We start from the raw sequence: 25,990 nt of genomic DNA, 5'->3' as shown, positions 1-25,990 counted from the left end.
CTAGCGGAGAAAGGAAGTTAAACTATTTCGTGAAATAAATGGTTGAGGCATCTTAGACTAAGACGTATTCATGGTTTTTCTATCAGCTTTTAATTTTTTTATCAAAGACCTTGCTAAGTCTACATAATTTGTTGCTTGAGTGTTGTAAATGTTTGAAATTATGCAGCTAACGGCTATCAGTATCTTCATCTTCTCTTACTCGCTTATTTTATCTGGAAAAGTCAATAAAACTCTTGCTGCTGTAATAGGCGCCGTACTAGTTGTAGCCACCGGGGTTGTGCCTAGTGATATTGTTCTATCCTTCATTAACTGGGAGAGCCTCGGGCTGCTGGCAGGGATGTTCATAATAGTGACAGCACTTAAACTGGCAGGTTTCTTCAGGTGGGTCGGGTTACATATTGCAAAGACAGTCGATCACCACCCCGTACTAATGTTCTTCACGCTGCCACTCATCACAGGGGGTCTCTCCTCATTCCTAGACGCAGTTACAGTTATTCTAGTGATGGCTACCATGACCATAGAGATATTGGACGGGTTAGAGATCAATCCAACCCCTTTCATTATGGCTGAAATCTTCGCCGCAAATATTGGCGGCAGCGCGACGATGATGAGCGACCCTACCAACGTCGTCATTGGAACCTCGCTAGGTTATTCCTTAACAGACTTTCTCGCGAACACAGGCCCCATCTCCTACAGCGTCTTAGTGCTAATCTTGGCCGCTCTAGGTGTTATCAACCGAGGTTACCTAAAAGAAGGTTTGATGAAGCATCCTATACACAAATATAGGTTGACACATAAACCTAAAGACGCTATCCTCGATTGGAGACTTCTCAAAGTTAGCGTGCTCGCTTTCTTCCTCGCCGTGACTCTGCTTGCCATCCAAGAGATTGTAGGGATATCCGCAGCCATGGCTGCTATCTTTGCAGCTACTCTAATCTTAGCCTTCGACCTACGTGGCTCCTTCGGCATTATTAAGAAGGTTGATTGGAGTATATTATTGTTCTTCGGTGGGCTTTTCGTAGTGGTAGGGGGGCTGAAGAACACAGGAGTTCTAAACCTAGTTGCAACTGCTATATCGAGCGTAACTGGGGAGAACCTAGTAATCGCCATAACAGTAGTATTCCTGCTAGCTGCAGTTCTCTCAATTTTCGTGGATAATGTCGCCTTGGCAACGGCTTTCATTCCGGTAATTCAAGGCATCGCCGTCTACGACGGTTTGGAGTTAGCTCCTCTGGCTTGGGCTCTCTCTTTAGGTGTATGCTTTGGGGGGGTCGCTACCCCGTTCGGCACAGCTACCAATATAGCAGGGTTGTCGATCTGTAACAGAATGAATCATCCCATCTGTTGGAAATCTTATTTCCGTACTACAGCACCTTTAACGCTCATGGTCTTGCTCCTAGCTGACACTTTTTTGATTCTTCGCTATGCCCTATAAGAGGCTCCAAAAAAATGTTAGGCTAGTATCTTCTGGGAGATATTGCCAGCCTCCACCGTTGTGTAGCTGCCCCCGTGGGTGGTGGAGGATCTAAGTTTTAACGCCTCGTCGAAATGCTTAGCGTAGACTTTGAGTTCTTTAACCTTCTGTTTAGCTTCCTCTCCCTTGTACTTACTCATATGCTCCCTTATCGCCAGCATGGTAGCTGTATTGACGAGAGCTGCTAGATCTGCGCCAGTTAGACCCTCTGTCTGAGAGGCTAACTTGCCGAGATCAACATCCTCAGCTAAGGGCTTCCCTCTAGTGTGAATTTTCAGTATCTCTAGCCTTGCCTCACGGTTAGGTGGAGGTACGTAGAGTAGCCTGTCAAATCTGCCAGGTCTAAGTAACGCAGGGTCGATGAGGTCTGGCCTATTAGTAGCTCCAATAATCACGACATTGTTAAGCTCCTCTACTCCATCCAGCTCTGTTAGGAGTTGGCTGATCACACGCTCAGTGACATGAGAATCGCCGTAACCTGACCCACGTGAGGGAGTTAGTGCATCTACCTCGTCAAAGAAGATGATGCAAGGCGCTGCCTGTTTTGCCTTTCTAAAAATTTCCCTCACTGCCCTCTCGGATTCGCCAACCCATTTTGATAAGAGTTCAGGCCCCTTAACACTTATGAAGTTGGACTCACTCTCGTTAGCTAGAGCCTTGGCCAAGAGTGTTTTACCTGTCCCAGGCGGCCCGTAGAGTAATATGCCTTTAGGTGGCTTTGCGCTAACATACTTGAAAAGCTCAGGATATTTAAGAGGCCACTCTACTGCCTCCCTAAGCTCCTGTTTCACACCCTCCAACCCACCAACATCCTCCCAATGCACATTAGGAACGTCTACCAGAACCTCCCTCATGGCTGAGGGTTCTACTTCCTTCAACGCCTCTTGGAAGTCACTCATAGTTATAGTGATTCTGTTCAAGGTCTCGGTTGGGATACTTCCTTCCTCTAGATTTATCTCAGGTAGTATCCTTCGCAGTGCCCTCATTGCAGCCTCTTTACATAGCGCCTCCAAGTCAGCCCCTACAAAGCCGTGAGTGACGTCCGCCAACTTTCCAATATCCACATCCTCGGAGAGAGGCATGCCACGTGTGTGAACTTGCAGAATCTCCATCCTACCCTCACGGTCCGGTATTCCTATCTCGATCTCTCTATCGAAGCGGCCAGGTCGCCTCAAAGCTGGATCTAGTGAGTTTGGTCTGTTAGTAGCGCCAATTACCAATACCTTACCTCTGGACTCCAAACCATCCATCAAAGCTAGAAGCTGTGAGACAACTCGCCTTTCAACTTCCCCCGTAACCTCCTCTCTCTTCGGCGCTATAGAGTCGATCTCGTCTATGAATATGATGCTGGGCGCGTTCTCCTCTGCCTCTTTAAAGATCTCTCTTAGACGACCCTCACTCTCTCCATAGAATTTGCTCATAATCTCGGGGCCGCTGATGGCGATAAAGTTTGAATTGGTCTCATTGGCTATTGCTCTAGCTAGAAGGGTCTTGCCAGTTCCTGGTGGACCATATAACAGCACTCCTTTAGGTGCGTCAACGCCCAGTCTCTCAAAGAGTTCAGGGTGACGGAGGGGCAGCTCTATCATCTCTCGAACTTTCCGTATCTCGTTTCTCATTCCGCCTATATCTTCATAAGTGACCCGAGGTATGGTCCTGGTAGTTTTAGCTGGTTCTTCGCTTAAGGTAATCTCCGTTTCAGGTGTGACAACCACAACCGAGGATGCAGGTTGGAAGCTAGATACAACTAAGTCGATTCTTTTACCCATAATGCTGATGGGTATGACATCTCCCCTCGAGACCGCACGCCCCTCAATTAGTTGCCCCACATACTCTTCGCCGCCAATTATTCTCAGAGGCTCCGCAGGGGCAAGAGCCACTTTCTCCGCAGGCTTCGCCTCAACTTTTCTCACAGTTACTTTGTCATCTATGCTAACCTTCGCGTTGCTTCTAGTGGATCCGTCTATTCGAATTATGGACTTTCCATAGTCCTCACGATATCCCGGCCAGTAAATTGCCGCAGTCTTCTGCTTTCCAAGAATCTCGACCACATCGCCGGATGTAAGCTTAAGCTCGCCAGCAATTTTTGGGTCTATCCTCGCTATGCCGCGCCCCACATCGCGTGGGAGCGCCTCTGCCACACGCATGATAACTGAAGACATTTTCTTGTTTCACCTACACCGTTGGTAACTAAAAGTTAGTATCTAAAAGATATATAAAAACCTTTCCCAAAGGGCCTATCTACCTCGCACCCTGAGAAACCTAGCCACAAACGAAAACCTACGAGTCTATGTGAACAAGCCGGCATCTGCGAAAGAACAAGTATGAGAAAGGAGAGATTATTCCTCTACTAACAGGTTTATCACAACCATGACTAATAAAGTTGTCATCGGATTTTTATGCGTATAATTAGCTCGGCAGACTTATCTAAAGGTTGGGGATATGATAAATGCTCAGAGTGGGAGAAATCTATGAGCCGAGGCAACATTTCAAAGCTCACGCGTGGATAAACAACTGTGTCGTATACGAGAAGGCTGAGAAGGACTACATCTCTTTTTGGGATGAGATTGCCAAAAAAGAAGTCAACTGGTTTACGCCATACGAGAAAGTACTAGATGACACCAACGCGCCTTTCTACAAATGGTTCGTCGGCGGCAAACTGAACATATCCTACAACTGCCTCGACAGGCATATAGCTACGTGGAGGAAGAACAAGGTCGCGTTAATATGGCAGGGCGAGCCTGACGGCGATAGAAGAATCATAACCTACTATGAACTTTACAGGAGGGTACTACGGTTCGCCAACGCTCTAAAACAGCTTGGAATAACGAAAGGTGACAGAGTTACAATTTACATGGGAATGGTTCCAGAACTACCTGTCGCAATGCTTGCCTGCGCCCGAATCGGTGCAATTCACAGTGTAGTTTTCGGCGGGTTCTCCGCCGCGGCACTGCGGGAGAGAATAAATGACGCTCAAGCCAAGTTAGTCATCACAATGGATGGTTTCTATAGAAGAGGTAGGATCGTTGAGACCAAGCGAATTGTTGATGAGGCGATTGAACTTGCACCAAGCGTTCAAAATGTCATCGTGATGCGAAGAACAGGGCATGATGTTAACATTATGGATGATCGGGACATCTGGTGGGATGATTTCCAAGATGGTGTGGAGCCGAAATGTGATGCGGAGGTAGTTGACAGCGAGCATCCACTTTATATCCTTTATACCTCGGGCACAACAGGCAAGCCGAAGGGTGTCATGCATGTCCACGGCGGCTACAATGTTGGCACTCACATCACAACTAAATGGGTATTCGACCTTAAAGATGAGGACATATTTTGGTGTACAGCCGATATAGGTTGGGTCACAGGTCATAGTTATGTCGTTTACGGCCCGTTCTCAAACGGCGCAACTGTGTTGATGTACGAAGGAGCACCCGACTACCCGCACCCGGATCGGTGGTGGAGTATAATTGAGCATTACGGTGTTAGCATCTTCTATACATCCCCCACGGCGATTCGACTATTTATGCGATTTGGTGAAGAATGGGTTAAAAAGCATGATTTGAGCACTTTGAGGCTACTCGGAACGGTTGGGGAGCCTATAAATCCTGAGGCATGGAGATGGTATAACAGAAATATCGGTAAGGACAACTGCCCGATTGTTGACACTTGGTGGCAGACTGAAACAGGCATGATCCTTATAACACCTTTGCCTGGAGTTACAAAGTTGAAGCCAGGCTCAGCGACATTTCCATTCCCAAGTGTGAAAGCTGAAGTCGTAGACGACGAAGGTAGACCTCTGCCGCCTAACACGCGTGGAAAGCTAATTTTAACCAGACCATGGCCCGCGATGTTGCGGACTCTCTGGAGGGATCCGGATGGGTATATTAGGCGGTATTGGAGCGCGTTTAAAGACAGATGCGTCTACCTTACCGGAGATGGAGCGATGAAAGATGACGACGGATACTTGTGGTTGCTAGGCAGGGTCGACGACGTCCTAAAGGTCGCGGGACACAGACTGGGAACAGCTGAACTTGAAAGCGCATTGGTTGCACATAAGGCGGTTAGTGAAGCTGCGGTCATAGGGCGACCTCATGAAATTAAGGACGAAGTGCCTGTTGCTTTCGTTATACTTAAAAAAGGCGTAGAGCCGACGGCAGATCTTAGAAAGGAGCTCAAGGATCAGATAAAGACTATGATAGGCCCGATAGCCGTACCCGACGAGATATACTTCGTTGAAAAACTGCCGAAGACTAGAAGTGGTAAGATAATGCGTAGGGTGCTTCGCGCTCTCGAGAAGGGAGAGAGCATAGGAGATATAACTACCCTCGAGGATGAAACCTCCGTGGAAGAAGCAAAGAATAAAGTAACCGAAGGATAGGTAGCACCTACCTTTTTCTTTTTTTAAAGAGAGGACATTTTTTAGAAGATATGCACACTAATTAAATGTGCACCTTAGGTTTGCGGTAAGATTAATGTTGATATTTTGGGTTCTATAGTTTTGGGGTTACCTAGTTGACTATAGAACCTAATGCCTTGGCTACGGCTATCGAGGCTTTAAGCTGGATCGAGTTGAGCGGCATTGGACTTTCTTATGCCACCATGAGAGCGGCAAAGCAGCTAGGCATTAGGGATGAGGCAGTTATCGCTTCAGCCAATGCTCTCGTCCAAGAGACACTTAGGAGAGAGGCTGTAATAGGGAGGATTCTGGCTACTGTCGTCCCTTCTGAACTTCTACACAAAGTAACAGCTGGTGTAAGAAGTTTCCTTAGAATTTACACTTATTTAACTAAACTCTCGCCTCAGACGTGTAAATGTTGTGTAGAGCTAGTTGAGGCTTCTAGGGAAATTTTGGGGTGGAAAACCCTACACCCGGTGGAGGCGTTTCTCGGCAGGCTTCTAACTTTTGAGCCAGCTACTATCTATGAAGGTCTGGCCGATGTTGAGAGGACAGCCTTGGAGACTTCTCATCCAGACTGGTTCGTCAAGTACTGCTACCGCCTCCTTGGAAGGCGAGAGGCATTGAGGCTACTACGGAAATCCGCTGAAGGTGTGTCCAGTTACGTCCACCTAAACACACTTCATGGGTCCGAGGAAACCATAACCGCCGCGCTCACCAGAGAGAGGATCAATCTCAGCCATATGCCTGAAATGTTACACCTGCATCTTGTTTCGGGTGGGAGTAGGTTGCTATGGAGAACTGAAGCTTACAGGAAAGGTCTCCTCTATCTCGAAGATAAAGGCAGCTATTTAGCTGTCTCAGCTTCAGGCGTAGAGAAAGGCATGAGAGTCTTAGGCATGTTTGCAGACGGCGCAGCAAAGATTGCTCACCTAGCTCAACTGATGGAAAACAGTGGGGTCATCCTCTATGCAGAGCCCCGTCCTGAGAAGACAAAAGCATTGGAGCGAGATATTAAGAGACTTGGCGTGAAAATAGCCAAACCCCTCAGCCTTAAAACTCAAACAGCTTCACCCGCCCCTATCGATGCCGATATTATAGTTGTCAACCCTCCTTCAAGCTTAACCGGCATCTTCGGGACTGAGCCGTCTATTAGATGGAGCGTTAAACCTGAAGATATCAAGAAAAATATGGCTCAGCAAGTTGGTGCCTTGGAGGAATTTTCTAGACACGTCAAGGTCGGTGGCGTCGTGATTTATATTACATCCAGCATTACGGTGGAGGAGAATGAGATGGTTTTGGAGCATTTCCTAAGTTTGAAGCCCGACTTTAGATTAGTGGAGGTGAGAGGTGTGGGAAGGCCGGCCTTTAGAGAGCTCCACAACTGTGTAAGGATTTATCCTCATCTACACGACTCGGACGGCAGCTTCATAGCTAAGATTAGAAGGGAAGGCTAAATATTTCTTTTTATTTCCAAGCTTATCTCATGTCTTCCTTCTAGTTTATATGAAGCAGAGTATCTCGAAGATAATCTTAGCGGAAGCTTGCAAGAAAATCTTCGTACGCTCTACGTGTCACAGCTTCTATGAAGCAGAGTATCTCGAAGATAATCTTAGCCGCTTGGATTGCGGTTATTCCGAAGTCACCCTTTGGTGCAACCTCGACTAGGTCGAACCCCACAAGCCTCTCATCGCAGAAACCATGAATTATGTTTAGGAGCGATGTGACTTCTAACCCTTCAGGCTCAGGATTTCCAACCTCTGGAGCATGTGCTGGGTCCAGTACATCCATATCAAGAGTCAGATAATATCGGGAAAATTTTTGAAGAGAATCTTTAATCGAGTCAGCCGCCTCACGCCAGCCGTCATGGAGTATTTTGTGAGCTGTTATGTTGTGAATTTTATTCTTCTCAACGAAGCTCAACTCCTCTTTGCTGGTAGCTCTTGTGCCTGCAAAGATTATCCGCTCAGGTCCGCATTTGTCGACTATTCGGCGCATTACCGTGGCGTGTGAGATTTTCCTACCGTTGTACTCATCCCTGAGGTCGTAATGAGCATCGAAGGAGACTAACGCTGTATCTCTAGGTAGCGCATTTAGGGCGTAATATGTGAGTGTGTGCTCGCCGCCGAGGATAACCGGCATCTTGCCAGCATCCAAGATCTTAGAGGTTACCTCTGTGACACAGTCTAAGCTACCTGCTACCTTAACATTTCCTAAATCACACATCTTCAAATCTTCGACGTACAAGTCAGTTCTTGGGCTGTAAGTTTCAATGTTGAGGGAAGCTCTTCTCACGGCCTTAGGTCCTAGCCTTGAACCTAGACGATATGTGCTGGTCTTATCGTATGGCACTCCAAATATTACGTAAGAAGCCTCGTTAAACTGGGTTTGATACCCTGAGAAAGGCTCCTTAACTGGCCTAATGCAACTGCCTAGAGTTTTCATTGGTTCGTCAACTTCGTTGTTACTCTGAAGTGCTCAGATTAAGCTTAACATTGATAAGCCTTTCTGGCGTGATACTGATCTGTTCTGCAAGCCCCAACATTTTGGCATACGCCTCTTTCATCTGGGTTTCTATGCTGTAAGGATCATCTTGCCAGTTTCCTCGGTAGGGGTGAGGCCCGGGTACTTCTGGGGCAGTTCACTCTTAAACCACTCCGACCCTAAAGTATCTACGAATAGCTTCACGGCTGGTTTTGTCAGCCGTCCCTTTAGTATTGCAAAGTCGTAGCTCTCTTTGGCTAGAGGTATGAAGTCCAGCCCGTACAGGTTGGCGGTGGTTTCGGTTGCAAGCCCTACATCAGCCGTACCACGCATAACCGCCATAGCTACAGCGATATCAGACTTAGCCACAATGCTGTAGCCTATTATCTTGGATGTTACCTCTTTAAGATCCAACCTCTTACTGTTAGCTAGCCTCTGAAGGAGGTGATCAAGAATTAACCGCGCTCCAGAGCCGGGTTCACGGTTGATCATGGAAACCTTCCCATCTAGGAGGTCTTCTAAGCTCTTTACACTTTTTGGATTCCCCTTGCGGAGTAGCAACCCTTGAGTTCGAAAATAACCTCGTACGAGCATGATTTTCCCAGCTAGCCCGTAACGCTTGAGACAGTGTAGGTTGTACTCTTCAGCGTCAGGATTAAAAATATTAACGCCTGCAATGTCAGCCTCACCTCTACTTAACGCCACTAAACCCCCAGAAAAACCTACATTAATCACCCTCGGGTTTAGCTCAGGCATACTCTCAAGCATCAGATCCAAGATAAGATCCACACCCACACAGTAGCTTCCGGCGATCACCAAGTTGGCAGGTCTTAGTTCGGAGCTGAACAGTTGTACTCTAACTGTCTCCCCACGCTCGAGGATCACTACACTTTCAGGAACTTCTACAATGCCATCCGCCTTCGAGATAGATGTTATAATGCCAGACCCGCCTAGGACTGGATATGCAACATACCCCCCAGTTTCAGCTAGTGTGAGGCTTACCGGCACGTACTCCCTGCACCCAGCCACTGAATAGATCTTTTCCCCAATTCTCGCATCAACCGTCTTGGACTCCACCTCAACCTTCAACCCAGCCATCCGCCTCAGTGTGGGTTGGACTAATATTTTGAAGGTTATCATGGCTGATGTTGGATACCCAGGAAGACCGAAGACTGGTTTCCCAGCCACCACGCCGATCATTGTGGGTTTTCCTGGCTTAACAGCAATTCCGTGAACTAGCACGCCTAGCGAACCCAAGTTTTCAGTCACCCTGTAGAGCAGATCCTCTGACCCAGCTGAGGTGCCTCCAGAAACTACTACTACATCGCAAAGCTTGAGGGATGAAGATACCTTCTGCGTTAACTCAGCAAAGTCATCCTTAGCTAAACCCATAAAGATAGGTTCGCAGCCGCAGCTTGTTACGGCGTCACAGATCATCCTAGAGTTCACGTCATATATTTGCCCGTAATCTAATTTTTCCCCAGGCTTTTTGAGTTCGTCTCCTGTGGAGAGGACTGCAACCTTTGGCTTAATGAAGCATGGTACATGAGTTATTCCGAGTGCCGCCAAGATGGCGGTCTCTCTATATGTCAGCAGGGTTCCCCTTCTAAGTATCCTCTCCCCCACTGGGATGTCGGAGCCTGCAGCGATTATGTTCTCACCGGGAGTAGACACTTTACTTATGTTCACGTGAGCATTCTCTCGCCATGTGTGTTCGAACATCACTACTGCGTTTGCCCCAATCGGGATAGGGGCGCCGGTGGAGATCTCAACAGCCTCCCCGCTAGCCAACTCAAATTTGGGCTCATCCCCAGCGGCTACCTTGCCAACTACCTTTAAAGTTCTAGGTCGTCCCTCATCAGCTCCGTAGGTGTCTTCGGCTCTAACAGCATACCCGTCTACAGCAGCCCGATCAAAAGGAGGTATATTTATCGGTGCCGCGATGTGCTCAGCTAGAACTCTCCCGGCAGCCCTCTCGAGGGAGGTGTTCTCGCTCCCTATCGGGTGTGGGTTGAAGTGTCTTTCAAGTGTCTCTAACGCCTCCTCGATTGAGGCGAGTTTCCTGAAGACCTTGCGGCTCACAGTGGTTCACCTAGGGGCCTCAACAAGATTACCTCTACCTCCTCCCCCTCAGCCAGCCCCTCAACATTCTCGGGTATGACCACCATCCCCTTTGCCCTGGTCATTGACGAAATAACTCCAGAGCCTCCAGCCATGATAGGGATGGCAACATAGCCGTTCCTCTTCTTCTCCAAATCTACTCTCACGTAACTTCTTACACCTGGAGTTGAAGCTACACTCCTAATCATCCTGGCCTGAACAGTTCCACCCCCCAACCCTAAGCTCGGCGACCCCAACATTACAGCTAAAATTCGCCTTACAAAGACTAAGAAAGCTACCACTGCCGCCACGGGGAGACCTGGAAGCAGGACAACTGGCTTACCTCGGATGACCGCCAATGCAACTGGTCTCCCAGGCTTTATAGATACACCGTGAACTATGATTCCAGGCTCCCCCAGCGAATTCACGGCATTAGGCAGTATGTCCTTCGAACCTGCGGAAGTCCCCCCGCTACCGAGAACCAAATCTGCCTTCTCCAACGCCCGCTCTATAGTAGCCGTTACATGTTTGAAGCTGTCATGTACTATCCCAAAGTCGAGGGGGTCTCCCCCCATCTCCCTGACTAATGCTTGAAGGGTGTACCGGTTAACGTCGAAGATTCTGCCACCTCCCAGTTTGCAGCCGGGCTCGACTAACTCACTACCAGTCGAGAATACTGCTACCTTAGGTCGCCTAATGACGCTCACTTTCGTCACTCCGGCAGCTGCCAGCATGCCGAGGTCGTATGGCTTCAAAAGCGTCCCCCTCTTTAGGACTGTCTCCCCCTTCCTTACATCCTCTCCTCTCTTCGAGACATTATCGCCTGGGGCTGTAGCCTTCTGGATCGCCACTCTGCTCCCATCTATGCTACTAGTGTACTCGTACATAACCACAGAGTCTGCCCCAACCGGCATAGGAGCGCCTGTAGAAATCCGAGCAGCCTCCCCTTCCCCAACATGCAATGACGTTTCACCTCCTACCTCTTCAACCCCTACTACGTTTAGGACTATAGGGCTTGCAGCAGAAGCTCCGTAGGTGTCTTCGGCTCTAACAGCATACCCGTCTACAGCAGCCCGATCAAAAGGAGGTATATCCAGCTCGGCTTGTATATCATCAGCCAGAGTCCTCCCCAAGCTCTCCCTGAGTGCTACCACCTCGGGAGATAGAGGCTTTAGATTAGCCTCTCTCATGAACACATCCCAAGCTTCGTTAACTCTGAGCGGTTTGGCGAATCCCTTTCCCCTAACATCCCTCAAAGTTCGTCCACCTTTAGGGTCCTAGACGGGTTCTATCTCAGCCTCGCTTGAGCTTCTTTCCTAGTCTTTTCATGCTTATCTTTTGTGTGCTTCTTTCCTACTCCAACGAATGGGATGAAGGGTATAACCGGTATCTCAAAGCCGCTGGATAAAAGTCTCTTTACCCACCTCTGTCTCAGTATCCAAAGTGTCGGTAAGATTGCAGAGATAGCGATTATAACGAGAATCTCAGCCACGGTTAGACGGGCGCCTAGGTTAGCTATCCCCAACACGGTTGCGACCGTGTTTGGGAATAAGTATATGGTTGCGACTACCGTCAGAAAGAGCATCACCATCGTGAGATCCTTTATCTCGACATTGGACCGATAAGAGGAAGCAACTATCGCAGCGGTCGCTTTCGAGTTGTGGATCTCGAGACACTCAACCAAAATCTCACGAAGTTCGTTAACAGTTCCGATCTGCCTCAGAAGGGAATCATGAGCCTCCTCTACGAGTTCATTGACCTTACTACCTCTGAGGCTGGGGGGTAGCTCTCTCAGAGTTGATAGCAGAATATCTGCCAGCCCATAGTTGACTTTGTTAACAGCTACAAGTTCTCTCCTAAGAGAAATTGTTTTACTGACTGCTCCGAGTTCGCTGGATCCGATGAGTTCATCTTCGACATCCCAACTCTTCTCCTCTAATCTCTCAACTACGCGGAAAGATAGCTGGGCTAGGCGTTCCATTATGAAGTGGAGTATAACGTCCAGTCTGTATACGCCGTAGTGGTTCATCTCATCTTCCAAGTTTTCATAGACTTCATCACAGGCTTCTGAGCCCTCATGTACTGTGACAAGAAATTTATCACCTAATAGAACCAGCACTGGGAAGCTTTGTAACTCCTCCAGGTAACACAGCTCTTGAAGAACCAGCACCTTATATCCCTCGCTAGTCTTCATGAGCGGTTTCGTCTCTCTTTTATAATCTTCAAAGATATCTGGCGAAACGGCGAGTTTCTTAACGAGCATTTCCTTCTCTTGGGGGGAGGGAGAACCGTCGAGCCATAGATTACCTGCCTCCGATAGAGAGGAAAGCTGGCTCTGGGAGATGTGTTCGATTTTTTCAAGCCTGTCTTGACGGAGTAGAACCGCCCTCAGCATATTCGCAACCCCTAAACTATTTGGGACGGGTAGCAATAAATTTACGTTTATCCAAAGAGCGGGATAGCAACAGGCTTGCTTCAATTAAGAGTTTTGAGTACATGTTATATCTCAAATTCGTGCCCACATCTGGGGCATCGTGCTAAGCTACACTGAAAAGCTGAAGGGCAGCCGCCACATGCGAAGGTCCTACCGTAAGATATAGAAAAAGTGTAGCTACATCTAGGACATTTGAGTAACCTACCGCTCGACCCTTTCTTGCTCATGCCACCAATCTAAGCTACTAAGGCTTAATAAAATGTTCTTAATACTCTAAAGCTTAGGTTACTATCCTATCTAGCATGCCCTTCTTCTTCGCCCTGACGATCTCCAAAGCGATTCTGTCCCCTGTACTCATGACTCGCTTATATTTTGCATTTGCATACTGGGAGCCGATGCCTTGATGGACGTTGGTTCCGCCACCGTGCCTAACTGCCACATCTTGCGTTTTTGGGACGAAATCGTAGAAGGCGCTGCCAGCCGCGTCGTAGACACCTTGAGTTACTGCTTCGACATATGGTTGCTTTTCAAAGGTTATCAATGTCTGGATGCAATAGGCTCCAATCATTCCCGGCGGGTCTGACTTCTGGGTAAACTCGACGAAAGCGTCAGCTATCGGGTAGATCTTTCTCAGAAGGGACTCCCTCAGACTGATTAAGCTGTGAGCTGTCACCTCAAAGCTTATGGGGTAGTTGGTCTTGCTCCAATCAGCTTTCAACTGGTCTCTTGCCAGCATGCGGAGTATGCCGTCGTGAGTTGTTTCTCTCCTCTCATCTATTGAGAGAAACTCGTTCGCCAGCCTGCTTCTACTTACATAGTTCTCTACAACTCCCCAGTTCTCCTCTGCGTATAGGGGTGAATAGAAGAAGTTTAGGTTGGCGGTTACACCTGGAATATATTCTTCGACTCTCCCATCCTTCAGATCTTCGAACAGAATCTCCCCTGATGCTAGGGCGTTTCTCACTTCCTCCTCCAAACTAGCCCCATTAGCGGCAAATATGAACCCTCTCTCAAGTCTCCTTCCCGCGTGGGGGATCTTTAGAACTAGAGGTTGCTCGATTTCCTTTGGAAACTTTATCCCATCGCCAGTAATTTCGTATTTGTATGGAGTTGGGTGGGGGATCCCCGCCTGCTCCAGGTACCAATAATAATTCTTCTCAAGTTTCTCTCTGTCTTCTATCTTGAGGAGCCCCCGCGAGCCAAGGATCGGGACGGAGAAGTCATCCTCAATCTTCTCACAATTATCTCCGCCAACATACACGGCGAAGGCTCGGTTAGGTATCTGGATAGCCTCCAATTCAAGCAACGTGTCAATGTTCTCCGGCTTCAATATTTCATCATAACGGTCTAAGATTAGGATCGCAACGGACCAGCGCTCTTTTTTTCTAGCAATGTCTCGGATGTCTTCTGATACGTAGAGGTCACGCTCGACTACTTGTGGTAGATTCTCAATCTCCTCCTCAGGTCTTCCAACTCTGGGCTCCCTTAAATATATCTCAGCCCTACCCTTAGTCGTATAGATGAGCCCCCTTATTCCGTAGTCCCTCAGCCCAGCCATCGCGTCCAAGGCTGAGTGGGAACCTAAAACTAACCCCATCGGATTTTTATATCTGCGTGCAATCTCTCGCATCTCTTCCAGGGCGATCACTTCAATCACTGCGCTCCAATTTTTCCTCCAAATAGTGAGGAGTTATAATAAAAGTTTTAGGTATACTCCATTGACAATCTAGGGGCATTTTCCAGTTGAAGGTCTTATGGAGCCCCGGGCGGGATTTGAACCCGCGACCTTAGCCTTTTTGTAGGTGCAATCAATTTGCTTTAATATTTTACCAAGGCCACGCGCCAACCATGCTGCGCTCTCTCACCCTTCACCGAGGGAACCGAGGCTTGACCGGGGCATACTTGAATCTCAAATTAAGCCTAATATGTCTTGCGTCAATTCAGTCCTCTTGCAACTTGGTAGAGAGGGTGGAAAAGTGTAAATAACAATTTATAATAGGGACTGAGTAGGCGCTTCTTCCCGGAGGCGTTTACTGTTCCTACGGCGGTTGATTTGGGGAGGGTTGTCTCGATAAAACGTGAGGTCATCGATAGTCTACTTAGTTATGCCCAGATATTTCACCCAAAGGAGGGAATCCTTCTTCTGCGAGGTACGACTCGGAAAGGTGCTGTCAACATAACTGGCACCGTGATACCACCTTTGGCCACTCATAGCTACAATTTCTCCAGCTTTCCATTCTTCATGTTGCCAATAGATCCATCCATTGTGGGGGTGGCGCATTCACATCCATCTGGCGCTAAGCGTCCCTCAATAGAGGATTTAAACAATTTTTACGGCAGCCTGATGGCGATTGTAGCTTACCCCTACAAAACCGAGGAGGATATAGTCATATTTGATCGAGACGGTAACACTTTAAAGTTTAATGTCATCTAAGTATGCTCTCAAAACTGTGGACGCAGCCTTTAATAGGTTGAACTTTGAAACTTGACCTGTCGACGTTCATGGTGAGGGTGACAGTTGCCGGTTCGTGCCTTCGTGCTGGTTACAACTAAGCCGGGAACTTCGGAAGAGCTTGTTAAGGCTAGACGGATTAGGGGGGTGAAGATGATTAACTCAGTCCTAGGTCGGTTTGATGCAGTAGCTGTGATCGAGGCGGCGGACTTTGAAGAATTATCCAAGATAATCTACGAGATGATTGAGAAAGCCCCTAACATCATCCATACCGAGACCCTTGTCGCGCTCTTCCATCCTCCTTGATAAGGTAAACCTTCCCAACGTAGACTGAGGGTTCAGAATAAGGTCAAAAGTGTTTCGGTGTGAGTTATGTTCGGGTATTTCTCTATCACCTTGTATATGATGTCGGTTATGGTCTCTAGGTTTTCCGCCTCGATCACGACTACTGCATCAAACCGACCGTAGACCGAGTCGGCCAGAATAACACCTTTGATCTCCCGTGTAGTCTTGATCTGTCTGAGGACTTCTTCGGAGGTCCCTGGTTTGGTGGTGATTAACACGTAGGCTCTCATTTCGACTCAAATACGAATTAACGACGTATTAGCATATTACATTTTCCCCACCGAGGGAATAATCAAAAAGGCTTAAACTTAATCATTCAGTATAGGATTACATAGGTATTCATCGAACATCCGACCTGATTTATTTGAGTATTGTCTAGTTTAACCTGTAACATAACCTTTAAATTCAATGAAGTTATTTATTTTCCAGAAAGGATATGAGGAGGAGTAAATGTCGTCTCCACAAATTGAGCTGATAAACTTAGAAGACCCCGCCATATCAAGGTGGCTTGACCCCGTAACTAAACCGTCTACCAAAGCAAGCTACAAAACCGCCATCAGAGCATACCTAGCCTTCACAGGTCTAACCGCAAGCCAACTCATCGACGAAGCCGTAGAAGACCAAACCAGAGACATACGCCAAAGGCGTGGCATAGTCCTCAACAGGATAGTCGGGTTCTACCAATATTTGAAAAAGGATTACCCCATAAAAAGGCGTGGAAGATGCGAACATACAGAAGTCAAGAAGGGTTTGAGCGATAAAGCCGCAAACCTCTACATAACCGCCATAAGAAGCTTCTACTCGACTTTCGACGTTGAAGTGCGCCTTAAGGGCCGCTACAGGCTTCCCAAACCGAAGGTAACCAACCGAAGGATGAGGTTGAGCTCTAGTCAGGTCAAGTTGTTGGTGGATCATGCAAGGAACCCCCGTGACAAAGCCGTCATTCTCACCATGTTTCAAAGCGGGATGGATGTCTCGACACTGTGCAGTCTCAAATATGGAGACATACGGAGAGGTCTCGAGTCTGGAGAGATCCCCCTCAAGCTAGACCTCTACCGACCGAAAACTGGAGTGGAATATTTCACATTCCTTGGGCGTGACGCAATAGAAGCAGTCAAAGTCTACCTCCGAGACCTTGAAGCCAGAGGTGTGAAGCTTCAAGACGGTTCGCCACTATTCCAAAGGGAACGACCACATGGGGCTCCACTTCAACCACACCTAGTCCAGAACATGTTGAGAGAGGTGGCATTAAAGGCGGGCTTCATAGACCCCTATAATAACGGTAGAGACATCAACCCGTTAAGTCCCCATGCCTTGCGTGAAAGCTTCGGTAGCATAATGATTAACTCAGGCGTACCAGACACCATAGTTGACTTCTGGTTAGGGCATGCAATCGGAGAGATGGCGGAAGCGTATAAAGGGCTCCAGTTTGAGAGCCTCAGGAAGATGTATCTCGAACGGGAACGCTTACTGAGCATAACCCCCCCTCCAGTCGACCCGTCGGAGATTGAGAGGAAGGTTGACGCCAAGGTGGATGAACGCATCCAAAGCCTCCAGAAGGTGATAGAGAACCTCTCTGCAGAAAACTTGGAGCTTAAGAGCAGGATGGCAAGGTTGGAGTTGGAGAACACGGAGCTCACTGGAAGGATTAACAGGGCGTTGGAAGAGGTTGCGGAGATAAGGAAGCTTCTAACTTAACCAGTTTATTTTAACTAATAGAAGCCTCTAAAATAACCAGTTTACCTTAACTAACAATAACAGGATCACATGTGTAGAAGGGGAACATTGGTTCTCAATCTACACTAAAAAGCCGACTCTGTATGGGAAGACTGAGACCCATTGAACAAAATCATTCTTTTGTTCAATATCCATACTTTTCAAGTTTAAGACACTTTGTCATATTATAATATGACAGAGTGAGTTGAGTGAGACGTGGATGAACTGGTTGTATGGGTTCCCCAACCATACTGGATGAGACCTCTCCTTAAGGCATATGGTTGAAGAGAGAAAAAAGGTTGGGGGATGAGGGGGTGCCTCTAACCTTCACGGTTTAATCTTTCTTCTTGAGTTTCTTACCCATCTTTTTCACCTCGCAAGCGTGAAGCGGGGGGTTATACTATGCCAAGTTTTCTCTTCACTGTGCGGGTGCTTCTGTTGAACTTGCGGAGACCTTGTTGAATCTGGAAAATTTTATGTGCGGCTCTATTTGGTGGTGTAGCGAAAGAGGCTTCCACTATGAGGTTGGCGTTCTCGAATGCTACGAGGTATTCTACTGGTGTGCGGGCTCTCTTTTCTCTTCTCCGCTTCTTGTTCGGTTCGGGTTTCACGGTTTTTTCGGGGGGTTTTTTCGTTTGGAGGGTAGGGGTCTGAGGCTTAGTTTTGCCTCTTCCGCATGGTTGAACATGTTTCTTCATATGCCTGTCCCCCTAAGGTGAGAGTAGATTTAGTTCATGTTTTACCCGTGAGATGCTGAAGGGTAGGTAGCGTTTCTTTCGGGCATGCGTGATGAAGTAGCGGGTCTCTTTCTCGTTAAACTTGGATTTGAAGAGCGTTCTAAAGAGGGAAAGGATCTGGTCGTCTGTGTAACCGTTGTTGATGAGTTCGAAGAGTATGGCTAGGTATCCGTGGTGGGAAAGGTGGGCTCCAGCCTTAGCTAACAATATGAGGTCTTGAACTGGTGTTCTAATCTTATTGAAAGGGGGGGCTTGGTTGCGGTTTCCTTCCCCCGCTCTCACCTTCCGCTCCAAGAAGATGTGGTGCCATGCAAGTTTGAGCATGTGAGCGGGTAGGGGGCTTCTCTCTCTGATTTTCGCCAAGTCTTCCCCGCTCAGGTTGACTTCCACTCCTTTCTCGTTTATGGGGATGCACATTTGACCGCTCTTCTCGTGGCGTGTATAAGGAACCCGACTTAGCCGTTTAACGTCCCCCAGAACCTGATGGTCTAACGTGGAGAACTGGAGACCCTTCAAGATGAGGCTGGCGACTTTGCGATAGACCTCTGCTAAGTCTTCGGGGGCTCCAGTTATGGCTTGTGGAAAGAAAACGTAGACACCCGCACCTTTGAGACCTGAGCGAACGATTAAGGGCTCCGCATGGTAGAACCGTTTTAAAATCTCTGCGAACTGGAGAGCCTCATAGATGGCTTTCTCAGGCTCTGTTGCGTTGTCAAAATCGAAGAAAAGCTTGTCGAGAGCGTAAACCGTGTCTCGATCCCGATAATGGTTCACTGACATGAAGACTGGAGACTTCGCCGCTTCACATTTCTCAACAAACTTGACGAAATCTATAGGGTTGTCTACGAAGAACCGAAACGGGTTACCAACCTCTCTGCCGAACAAGCCGAACCACTCAAACCAGAAGTCTTCTCTCCGCATTTAGACCACCTTTAAACCGTGGTCGGTTTGCTTATGTGAGAGCACATCGTAGGGGAAACGGAACTTCCGTCCACAGATCTCACATTTGAACCTTGGTGGGAGACCTGGTACTCCACTGACCATCGGTTGAGGTTCACTACCCTCCGTTGTGAGACAGTGGTGCTTCTCTACAGTGCAACTAGAAACCTCACTAGAAACGCCAACAGAACCACTGTTAGAAGTGCCGCAAGAAACATCATTAAAGCCACCATGAGAGCCGTTCCCCCTCTCGTCGTTCGACGAATTCGACGAATTCGACGTTAATTTTAGGGATAGGGTATTGGGGTCTGAAGTGGGGGTAGGGGGTTCTTCCACATTAACGTCGAAAACGTCGAAAACGTCGAAACTTTCACTCTCTAGAGCGGTCTGTTCGTCTTTTTTAGCTTCTATTTCAGGTTGAGAAGCTTTATTTTTAACACTATCTCTAAATTCGCCTTTTTCTAAGGTTTTTTCGTTTAAAGAGGCGTTGTCTAAGCTTTCTTTTTTATCGTTCGACGAATTCGACGAATTCGACGTTAATTTTAGGGATAGGGTATTGGGGTCTGAAGTGGGGGTAGATGGTTCTTCCACATTAACGTCGAAAACGTCGAAAACGTCGAGCTCTATACCAAATTGTTTTTCAAGCTTGGCGAACTGAGGCTGGGTGATATAGTATTTTCGAGCCGTGTCCCGTTTGGGTGTGAGTTTCATCCTTGAAAGGAGCCTGCCTATGAGATACACGTTCCATATCTTTGGAAAGTGGAGTTCGTCGTACTCTCCGCTTTCTATAAGCACAGTTTTGATGTACGCTTGAAGAGAAGAAGGTGTGAAACACACAATTTTTTCGTTCGTTTCTTTGAATAGGAGGGCTATGGCGTCAAGTATTGTCTTCTCTTTCACATTTAACTCTACAAACTTTGAAGCGTACAGGTCGTTTGCTAGTTTATAGAGAGAAGAGAGAACGTCCTTCCCAACTAAGTTGGCAATCGTGAAGATGGGCGTCCATATTTCTCGTTCATGTCCCAGAAACGGAACATTAATGTTCTTAGACGTCTCGACGACACATTTAGCCTTGAAGAGCCGCAACATGTAGAGCCGATCTCTTAGAGCGGCAAAGTCTTCTGGCGTGGGATCCCGACCTATAGGGTCTCGAGCTCGTTCCATGTGGATGAATATTGCACGTGCCTCATCCGCATTCAACCCCCCCGCTTCAGTGGGCTTCTTAGTTGAAGCGAAGACTAGTGGCATGTACAAGTCGAAGAGCGAAATAACGAACTCTTCTCGTGGGGTCTTCTCGACTCGTGGAACCTTGACGCCTTTCTTGAATGTGGATCGGGCGAAACTCCAAGCTGACCGTCCTAACAGTCCCTCGTCCACACATAAGGTGGGCTTGATGGCGTGGCATAGTCGGAAGATGGAAGCGTCACTCGGTTTTGTGACCATGTGACCGTGTCTAGCCATATATGTGACCGTTAGGGCTCCTCTTGTTTTTCCGCATCCCTGAAAGCCATAGAAATAAAGCCATGGGAACGTTTGGAATGCGTCGAAGAAGTATGTTGCGATAATGTAACATGCCAATAAATCGTAAAGCCGTGGATCCCACTCTAGGTTGAGAAAACGTCTGAGCTCTGTCTTTACCTGTCTGAAAATTGCGGGGAACTCCGCTTCTTTGTTTGCCTCTTCAGGGCTAGCCGCAACCCGCTCCACAGTCTCTAACGGTATCAACGTCTGAATTGGGTCTTTCACAAGGTTATCCTTCTCGAGGTAGATCTCTTTATCACCATAGGGAATGGCGTCCACTGCACTGAGCGATTTAAAGTAAAGTTGGAGCTCGTGGTTGTGGTGGTGGCACCAAAAAAGATAAACGGTTATCTCTCTAGTCTTTATTGGGTCTTCCTTCTTTGTTTTTTCCACTTCTGAACGGGCGAAGGTCAGCTCACCAACTATGATGCCGTTTTCTCCGCTATGGAAGAGAGAGGCTGGATGAGCGGAGATTCCCTTGTTCACCAGAGGTCTATAAACTGTGCCATCCGCAGTTCTGATGGCTAACGTCCACTTTTCACAGATTTTATAGTCGTCTGCAGTGAAGGTGCGGGTTCGCCTATTCTCTTGGTGTATTGAAGCTCTGGGGCACTCTAAGCCTAAATAGTGACCGCAATTCACACATGACGCCAGTGGAAGGTTAATAAACTCTTCAAAAGGTGTGCATTTGGGGCACTTCCCCCGCTCCATGATCGCTCCGCATGTTTTACAAGTTTGGTTAGCCGCTTCGCTCATCTCCGTTTCACCTTTTTGGTTGATGGGGGGGTTTCTCTCAGAGCGTTGAGGAGACGTGGGCAACAACAGAACCCGATGGCGTCTTCGATGGCGAAGCAGTTAACGGATCCATTGGCTTCGATGGCGAAGGGGCATAATTCCTTAAAGAAACGTTTAAAAGCCTCTTTATGTTTATACTTATTTACCACGTTTTTCCTCCTCTTTTTCTTTGTTATCTCGACTTGAGAAGTGCTTCTAGCCGCTCGAGCTTCGGCAAAAGGAGTTCCCTGAGCTTTCTTCCGCATTCTGGGCACAGTTCTAGGCGTGGGTTGGTCTCAGACATTTTTCGTTTCCCCCTCCTTCTCGATTGAAGCGTTCACGGTCTTCGTTAGAATGTTGAGGTCTTGGAGAAGGAGCGTTACGGCGTAACGGTAGAAGCTACTTCTCGAATAGCCAAGTCTTCTTCTAGTGGTTTCTACGATTTCATCTATCTGGTTTGGAAGATAGATGAGTCGATTAACCCCTTTTCCTTTATCCATAGTTGGTCAAATTAAAAATGAGCGAAAACCTTATATAATAGTAATGGTATAGTGAATCTTAGGATCTAGTGAACCATTATGTTGGTTGGTCAATCTCCTCTTTTAAGACATAAAAAAGCAAAAGAAGCCTTTTTGAGGCTTATTGAGAGAGGTCCTCTCTGTTGGAGTGAGCTGGCAGACATAGTTGGTAGGGGCTATATGCACATTTTCATGTCAAAATGGGCTCGGTTCATAGAGAAAAAAGGCTTCGCTCTTCCAGTGAGAGAGAAGGGCTCTTGGGGTCGTAGACGTGAACTTTACGGTTTAACTCAACATGGTGTGGTTAACCTTCTAAGGTGGGGGCTCCTACCCATCTCCAAGGTGGCACAGGTCGAAGAGAAACATAACGTCAACTATACTCTGATGGAGAATTTCCCAGTAAGCCATGAGCCGTTAAAAACTGCAGTAGACGCACTGTTCAAGTTTTTGAGAAAAACATTCCCCGAGGTCTTCTACGGCATCCTGTTAAAGGTGAACTTTGAAGAGCTCGAAGTTTCCGACTATGTGCCTCTACTGTTTTGGGTCGAATGGAAGGTTTCCACGTCTCCTTCCCCCCATAGTTCTGATGTAGGAAGAGAAGAGGCTGAGCGGTTCGTTAACTGTCTCCGAAGGTTGGAAGAGACTGGTGAAGAGGTTAAACTGTTGCCTTGGGCGAAAGAAATGGTTAACATCCTGATCAAAATGCGTGACTATTTCTTTCCACCCAAAAAAGAGGTAGGTTTCGAGGTTCGGTATCACCCAGTGAAGTAGAGGCTGGTGGAAGGATAGGGGGAACGGGGTTACTTCCGCTCTTGCCGCTCTTGGGTTTTAACCACAACATTAGCGTAGGGGAAAACCCAATATGTCGACCTCGACTTAGCCAAGCTTTCTCACCATTTCTTTAATTATTTAAAATGAGGTTGATAAACTGTTGGGTAATTGTCAACTTTATTTATTTCCCCCAGAACCCCCCACTCCTAATAGAAAAATTGGAAAAGGTGAATGTATACCCCTATTTTTTTAGTAGAATTTTCCATCAGTTTGAAACTTCTAAGTTAAACTAGTATTGTTTCAATCCTTTTTAGGTTTCTTGCTTTGACATGGGCGCTACTGATCATCAATGTGAGCGTTCCTATACTTAAGTCAAGTTTCTCTCCTACTTTCTTGAGGAGTCTGTAGGCTTGGACGACGTTTATCGGCCACCAAGAATATATGTCACAAGACCTCAGGTAGGCGGTCAGATGTAGACTCCCTTCCCTATACTTGAAGTCAACAATCTGTATAGCTGGGAAGCTATAGCGGGGGTTGAGGATGTGCTCAGAGTCCATCCCTGGATGGAAAGTTAATGCCACTGCACGGCGGCTGAGTAGATTGTTTCTGAGAACTTTCGTCACGTTATCTTCGATCTGATTCAGTCGTCCTCTAGGGAGTGCCCATTCCCAGAGATGTGTTCCTGGGCTAAAGCCGGGGATAGGTCTGACTAGACCTTCTAATAGGTGGGGGTGATCGTTGATCTTCGTGTCTCTAGAGAATGCTCTAGGCAGCGTGTTAGAGGGCTTCAATATGCTGGTGATTAGATTTAGAACCTCCTGGGTTTTCTCTAGATTTTGAGGGTCCGTAATATATTCTCCATTTCTACGAATGCATCTTAAAGCTTCTTTCCAAACATTTTCATTGGTGAGCCCTACGACCACATAGTTTCCTTTCAAGATCTGCCCTCTCATAATATGTTGGGTAGTGGTCGTCCCTCCAACTCGCATATTCTTTCAGGGGTAAGTGGCGGTAGTTCGAAGTCTCTCAAATAGACAGTGAAGCCTTCTCTTTTCGTTCCTTTCATATCAATCAGGCTTGCGGATCTCATTGCTTGTATCTTCTGGTATACGGTTGTGTAAGGGATCCCTGTTCTAGAGGCTAGGTCTTTAAGCGACATTTTCCTACCAGGGGCTAAGCAAAGTTCGCATAAAACTCTTCTTACATCCTTTTGAGATAGGAGTCTAAGTTGACTCCAAAGGTTCTCTTCGGACAACCTTGCCACATAATAATATTCAGGAATTCAGAATTTATATTTTCTGAAGCCCGAGAGTTAAAAACATAAAAAATAACCTCAAAAAACATCTATTTTAAAAAAATATTGATTTTAATAGATTATTTTTCAATTATTTTAGTTATACGTGCACAAAATTTATAAATAACCTCATAATAGATCTATACTCGTAAAATAATGGAAAGAAAATGCTGCGTAGAGGAATGTTGAATGAAAATTTACATCTCGAAGTCGCCTGTAGCTAGGAAATGTATAACAATCATAAGGCGAAGTATATCCCCGACGAAAGTTGCTTTCGCCTCCATGGAACTTGGGAAAGAATTAGGATACGATATAATTGATAACCTTGGGTTGGATCCTAAAAAAGAGTACACCGCCCTCTTAGGATCCAGAGACAGTTATTTTGAGACAGCTGGTCTAAAACAAGTCTTCCCAAGGCTGAAGCTTATATACTTAAACTCTAGAGAAGCCCACTTCCAAGGTGAAAAAACCCCACTCACAGAGACAGACTGACCGATGTGTGGTTCATCGTTGAACCAGTCGTAAGTAGACAGTCAAGTCTGTTGCGTATGATAAATTACTCATTAAATTACTCAAGCTATCTTGTAGGGCTCCACTTCCTTGCAGAGAGAGCGTCCTTAACGATGGCACAGAGCCGCCTTGACGGCAGACCGTCGCTTGATTATGTGCAAGTGGCTGAGCTGTGTGATGACGGATCAGTTAGTGAGCCGGGTTTAGGGCTATCTAGGATCAAGGATTATGGGGATAAGGCCTTCGGAACCTGGGGGAGTCATTATTCTCTCAGCGAAGAAGTTCAGCGCTTAAAATCTTTAGTGAACCAGCCTGCAGGTATACAAGAGGCCTTAAGGGGGCTCATTCTTTACCTGATACTAAGACGGGAGAGAGCGTCTAAAATTCCAACATGTTTGTCGAAGCCATCCGCAGCTTGGATCTATAACTGTCTCAAATATTTGGAGGCTGAAAGGGCCATTCGGTCTCCAGAAGGTTTGGTTGCTAGTTCTCATCCAGGAACTTGGCTTAATTATGATAGGTTGTGTGAGATTATCTCCGATCTAGTCTTTGAGAGCTTTATAGTAGAGGAGAGGTCAAGTTCTAGGTATTTCAAGCTGACCGCGAAGGGAGCCAAGTATACTCTGGAGGTTTACCTCCCATGCTTGGCTGAATCTCCACTTTGGAGAAGGGCTATTGAGTTGATAGTGGAGAAGACAGACTGTATAGCTATGAATTTATCCCAGCCTCACAAGCCTGTAATGGAAACTGCAGTAGATTACACTGGTGGGTGTGGTGTGGTGAGTCAACAGCCGATTGAGGTTATAGTCTAAAAAGGGTTGAGAAGATGAGGGTATTGACTGAAACGGACACAAAGATCATTAGAGCACTATCGGATAACGGGAGACTTAAACTCAAGGCGATAGCTTACCTAGTTGGAGTCTCAGATACAGAGGTTAAGAGACGTCTCACATATTTGGTCTCGTCGAACATTATAAAATTCACCCCTCTAGTTCACATTGAGAGGCTTGCACTATCAATAGCTGTTGTAAGTTGCTCATGCAGCGACTTAAATGGGCTCACTCAATACATCGAAGTACTAGAAGCCTGCCCACGAGTTCTGAGCTTAGTCACGTGCACTGGGGCTCACAATTTAGTAGCCACGGTAGCCGCTGAAGATTACAATACATTGTGCGCGGTGATTGAAAGGAATTTCCGCCTAAATCCACTTTTCAAGAATATAGAGGTCAGTTTTGGAAACTTTGAGAAACCAACGCATCTGCCGCTACTCAAAATCTCCGAAATGCTGGAAAGAACCCCATGTGGGAATAGCTGCCTCGAGTGCTTCTTCTACCAGAAAAATCGATGCCAAGGCTGCCCCGTGACAAAATATTGCCAGCAACCTTTCCCACACATAAACTCTGAAGGACGCAACTCTAACCTCAAAAACTCTACAGCATCTTCCCCAGATCCAACCATTGCTTTCAAGCGTGAGGAGTTATCTCCACGGATAAATTCAAATACAACTCCTTGATGGGGGTGG

Annotated in this window: 24 protein-coding genes; 10 read left to right on the top strand and 14 right to left on the bottom strand. The window is 47.0% G+C overall.

The window, feature by feature from the left end:
• Positions 1-148: 148 nt before the first annotated feature.
• Entirely contained in the window at positions 149-1,435 is a 1,287-nt protein-coding gene (locus tag QXJ75_00565; GenBank protein MEM3736574.1) for an SLC13 family permease, read from the top strand.
• A 17-nt stretch (positions 1,436-1,452) separates the two neighbouring features.
• Here QXJ75_00565 and QXJ75_00560 read toward each other — a convergent pair whose 3' ends face one another.
• A complete protein-coding gene (locus tag QXJ75_00560; protein ID MEM3736573.1) occupies positions 1,453-3,636 on the bottom strand; it encodes a CDC48 family AAA ATPase in 2,184 nt (727 codons plus the stop codon).
• Between the two features lie 287 nt (positions 3,637-3,923).
• Here QXJ75_00560 and acs point away from each other — a divergent pair, with 287 nt between their 5' ends.
• Complete coding sequence (gene acs / locus QXJ75_00555; GenBank protein ID MEM3736572.1) at positions 3,924-5,855, top strand: acetate--CoA ligase; 1,932 nt, start codon at positions 3,924-3,926, stop codon at positions 5,853-5,855.
• Positions 5,856-5,989: 134 nt separating this feature from the next.
• On the top strand, positions 5,990-7,330 hold the full coding sequence (locus tag QXJ75_00550) for an RsmB/NOP family class I SAM-dependent RNA methyltransferase (GenBank protein ID MEM3736571.1): 1,341 nt from the start codon (positions 5,990-5,992) through the stop codon (positions 7,328-7,330).
• Positions 7,331-7,406: 76 nt separating this feature from the next.
• On the opposite strand, the gene speB is transcribed toward QXJ75_00550, so the two are convergent.
• From speB to QXJ75_00525, 5 genes are all read right to left on the bottom strand, one after another.
• The gene (gene speB / locus QXJ75_00545) at positions 7,407-8,318 is read right to left on the bottom strand and encodes an agmatinase (GenBank protein ID MEM3736570.1); all 912 of its coding nucleotides are present in this window, start codon (positions 8,316-8,318) and stop codon (positions 7,407-7,409) included.
• Between the two features lie 129 nt (positions 8,319-8,447).
• A complete protein-coding gene (locus QXJ75_00540) occupies positions 8,448-10,439 on the bottom strand; it encodes a molybdopterin biosynthesis protein (protein ID MEM3736569.1) in 1,992 nt (663 codons plus the stop codon).
• Entirely contained in the window at positions 10,436-11,713 is a 1,278-nt protein-coding gene (locus QXJ75_00535) for a molybdopterin-binding protein (GenBank protein ID MEM3736568.1), read from the bottom strand. The genes QXJ75_00540 and QXJ75_00535 overlap by 4 nt, the downstream gene beginning before the upstream one ends.
• A gap of 32 nt (positions 11,714-11,745) precedes the next feature.
• On the bottom strand, positions 11,746-12,852 hold the full coding sequence (locus tag QXJ75_00530; protein MEM3736567.1) for a CorA family divalent cation transporter: 1,107 nt from the start codon (positions 12,850-12,852) through the stop codon (positions 11,746-11,748).
• Positions 12,853-13,171: 319 nt separating this feature from the next.
• Positions 13,172-14,548 (bottom strand): DUF1297 domain-containing protein, encoded by a 1,377-nt coding sequence (locus QXJ75_00525; GenBank protein MEM3736566.1) that lies wholly within the window; start codon positions 14,546-14,548, stop codon positions 13,172-13,174.
• Positions 14,549-14,944: 396 nt separating this feature from the next.
• Here QXJ75_00525 and QXJ75_00520 point away from each other — a divergent pair, with 396 nt between their 5' ends.
• Positions 14,945-15,325, top strand: a complete 381-nt coding sequence (locus tag QXJ75_00520) for a Mov34/MPN/PAD-1 family protein (protein ID MEM3736565.1) — start codon at positions 14,945-14,947, stop codon at positions 15,323-15,325.
• Positions 15,326-15,409: 84 nt separating this feature from the next.
• Positions 15,410-15,649 (top strand): Lrp/AsnC ligand binding domain-containing protein, encoded by a 240-nt coding sequence (locus QXJ75_00515; protein ID MEM3736564.1) that lies wholly within the window; start codon positions 15,410-15,412, stop codon positions 15,647-15,649.
• Positions 15,650-15,681: 32 nt separating this feature from the next.
• Here the strand turns inward: QXJ75_00515 and QXJ75_00510 are convergent, their stop codons facing one another.
• Positions 15,682-15,918, bottom strand: coding sequence for an Lrp/AsnC ligand binding domain-containing protein (locus QXJ75_00510; protein ID MEM3736563.1), 237 nt, complete (start codon positions 15,916-15,918; stop codon positions 15,682-15,684).
• Positions 15,919-16,138: 220 nt separating this feature from the next.
• Between QXJ75_00510 and QXJ75_00505 the strand changes: the two genes are divergently transcribed.
• Entirely contained in the window at positions 16,139-17,386 is a 1,248-nt protein-coding gene (locus QXJ75_00505) for a tyrosine-type recombinase/integrase (GenBank protein MEM3736562.1), read from the top strand.
• Positions 17,387-17,799: 413 nt separating this feature from the next.
• Here the strand turns inward: QXJ75_00505 and QXJ75_00500 are convergent, their stop codons facing one another.
• From QXJ75_00500 to QXJ75_00480, 5 genes are read right to left on the bottom strand one after another with little or no spacing between them, the layout of a single operon-like run.
• Positions 17,800-18,102, bottom strand: a complete 303-nt coding sequence (locus QXJ75_00500; GenBank protein ID MEM3736561.1) for a hypothetical protein — start codon at positions 18,100-18,102, stop codon at positions 17,800-17,802.
• A gap of 12 nt (positions 18,103-18,114) precedes the next feature.
• Positions 18,115-19,062: a hypothetical protein gene (locus tag QXJ75_00495; protein ID MEM3736560.1), complete on the bottom strand. Its 948-nt coding sequence runs from the start codon at positions 19,060-19,062 to the stop codon at positions 18,115-18,117.
• Positions 19,063-21,357: a hypothetical protein gene (locus QXJ75_00490; protein ID MEM3736559.1), complete on the bottom strand. Its 2,295-nt coding sequence runs from the start codon at positions 21,355-21,357 to the stop codon at positions 19,063-19,065.
• Complete coding sequence (locus tag QXJ75_00485) at positions 21,354-21,641, bottom strand: hypothetical protein (GenBank protein MEM3736558.1); 288 nt, start codon at positions 21,639-21,641, stop codon at positions 21,354-21,356. Before QXJ75_00485 ends, QXJ75_00490 begins: the two co-directional genes overlap by 4 nt.
• A gap of 30 nt (positions 21,642-21,671) precedes the next feature.
• Positions 21,672-21,875 carry a hypothetical protein gene (locus QXJ75_00480; GenBank protein ID MEM3736557.1) on the bottom strand — a complete coding sequence of 68 codons (204 nt, stop codon included), beginning with the start codon at positions 21,873-21,875 and terminating at the stop codon, positions 21,672-21,674.
• 132 nt (positions 21,876-22,007) lie between these two features.
• Here QXJ75_00480 and QXJ75_00475 point away from each other — a divergent pair, with 132 nt between their 5' ends.
• The gene (locus QXJ75_00475) at positions 22,008-22,664 is read left to right on the top strand and encodes a hypothetical protein (protein MEM3736556.1); all 657 of its coding nucleotides are present in this window, start codon (positions 22,008-22,010) and stop codon (positions 22,662-22,664) included.
• A gap of 284 nt (positions 22,665-22,948) precedes the next feature.
• Here QXJ75_00475 and QXJ75_00470 read toward each other — a convergent pair whose 3' ends face one another.
• Both QXJ75_00470 and QXJ75_00465 read right to left on the bottom strand, forming a co-directional pair.
• Positions 22,949-23,653, bottom strand: coding sequence for a thymidylate synthase (locus QXJ75_00470; protein ID MEM3736555.1), 705 nt, complete (start codon positions 23,651-23,653; stop codon positions 22,949-22,951).
• Complete coding sequence (locus QXJ75_00465; protein ID MEM3736554.1) at positions 23,614-23,919, bottom strand: helix-turn-helix domain-containing protein; 306 nt, start codon at positions 23,917-23,919, stop codon at positions 23,614-23,616. Before QXJ75_00465 ends, QXJ75_00470 begins: the two co-directional genes overlap by 40 nt.
• A gap of 228 nt (positions 23,920-24,147) precedes the next feature.
• Here QXJ75_00465 and QXJ75_00460 point away from each other — a divergent pair, with 228 nt between their 5' ends.
• From QXJ75_00460 to QXJ75_00450, 3 genes are read left to right on the top strand one after another with little or no spacing between them, the layout of a single operon-like run.
• Positions 24,148-24,450, top strand: a complete 303-nt coding sequence (locus QXJ75_00460; GenBank protein ID MEM3736553.1) for a hypothetical protein — start codon at positions 24,148-24,150, stop codon at positions 24,448-24,450.
• Between the two features lie 50 nt (positions 24,451-24,500).
• A complete protein-coding gene (locus QXJ75_00455; protein MEM3736552.1) occupies positions 24,501-25,280 on the top strand; it encodes a hypothetical protein in 780 nt (259 codons plus the stop codon).
• 14 nt (positions 25,281-25,294) lie between these two features.
• Positions 25,295-25,981 carry an Lrp/AsnC family transcriptional regulator gene (locus tag QXJ75_00450; protein MEM3736551.1) on the top strand — a complete coding sequence of 229 codons (687 nt, stop codon included), beginning with the start codon at positions 25,295-25,297 and terminating at the stop codon, positions 25,979-25,981.
• Positions 25,982-25,990 lie beyond the last annotated feature (9 nt).

The sequence above is a fragment of the Candidatus Bathyarchaeia archaeon genome (genome assembly GCA_038883335.1).
Classification (GTDB): Archaea; Thermoproteota; Bathyarchaeia; order Hecatellales; family Hecatellaceae; genus JAVZMI01.
This window is presented reverse-complemented; position numbering and strand designations above follow the sequence as displayed.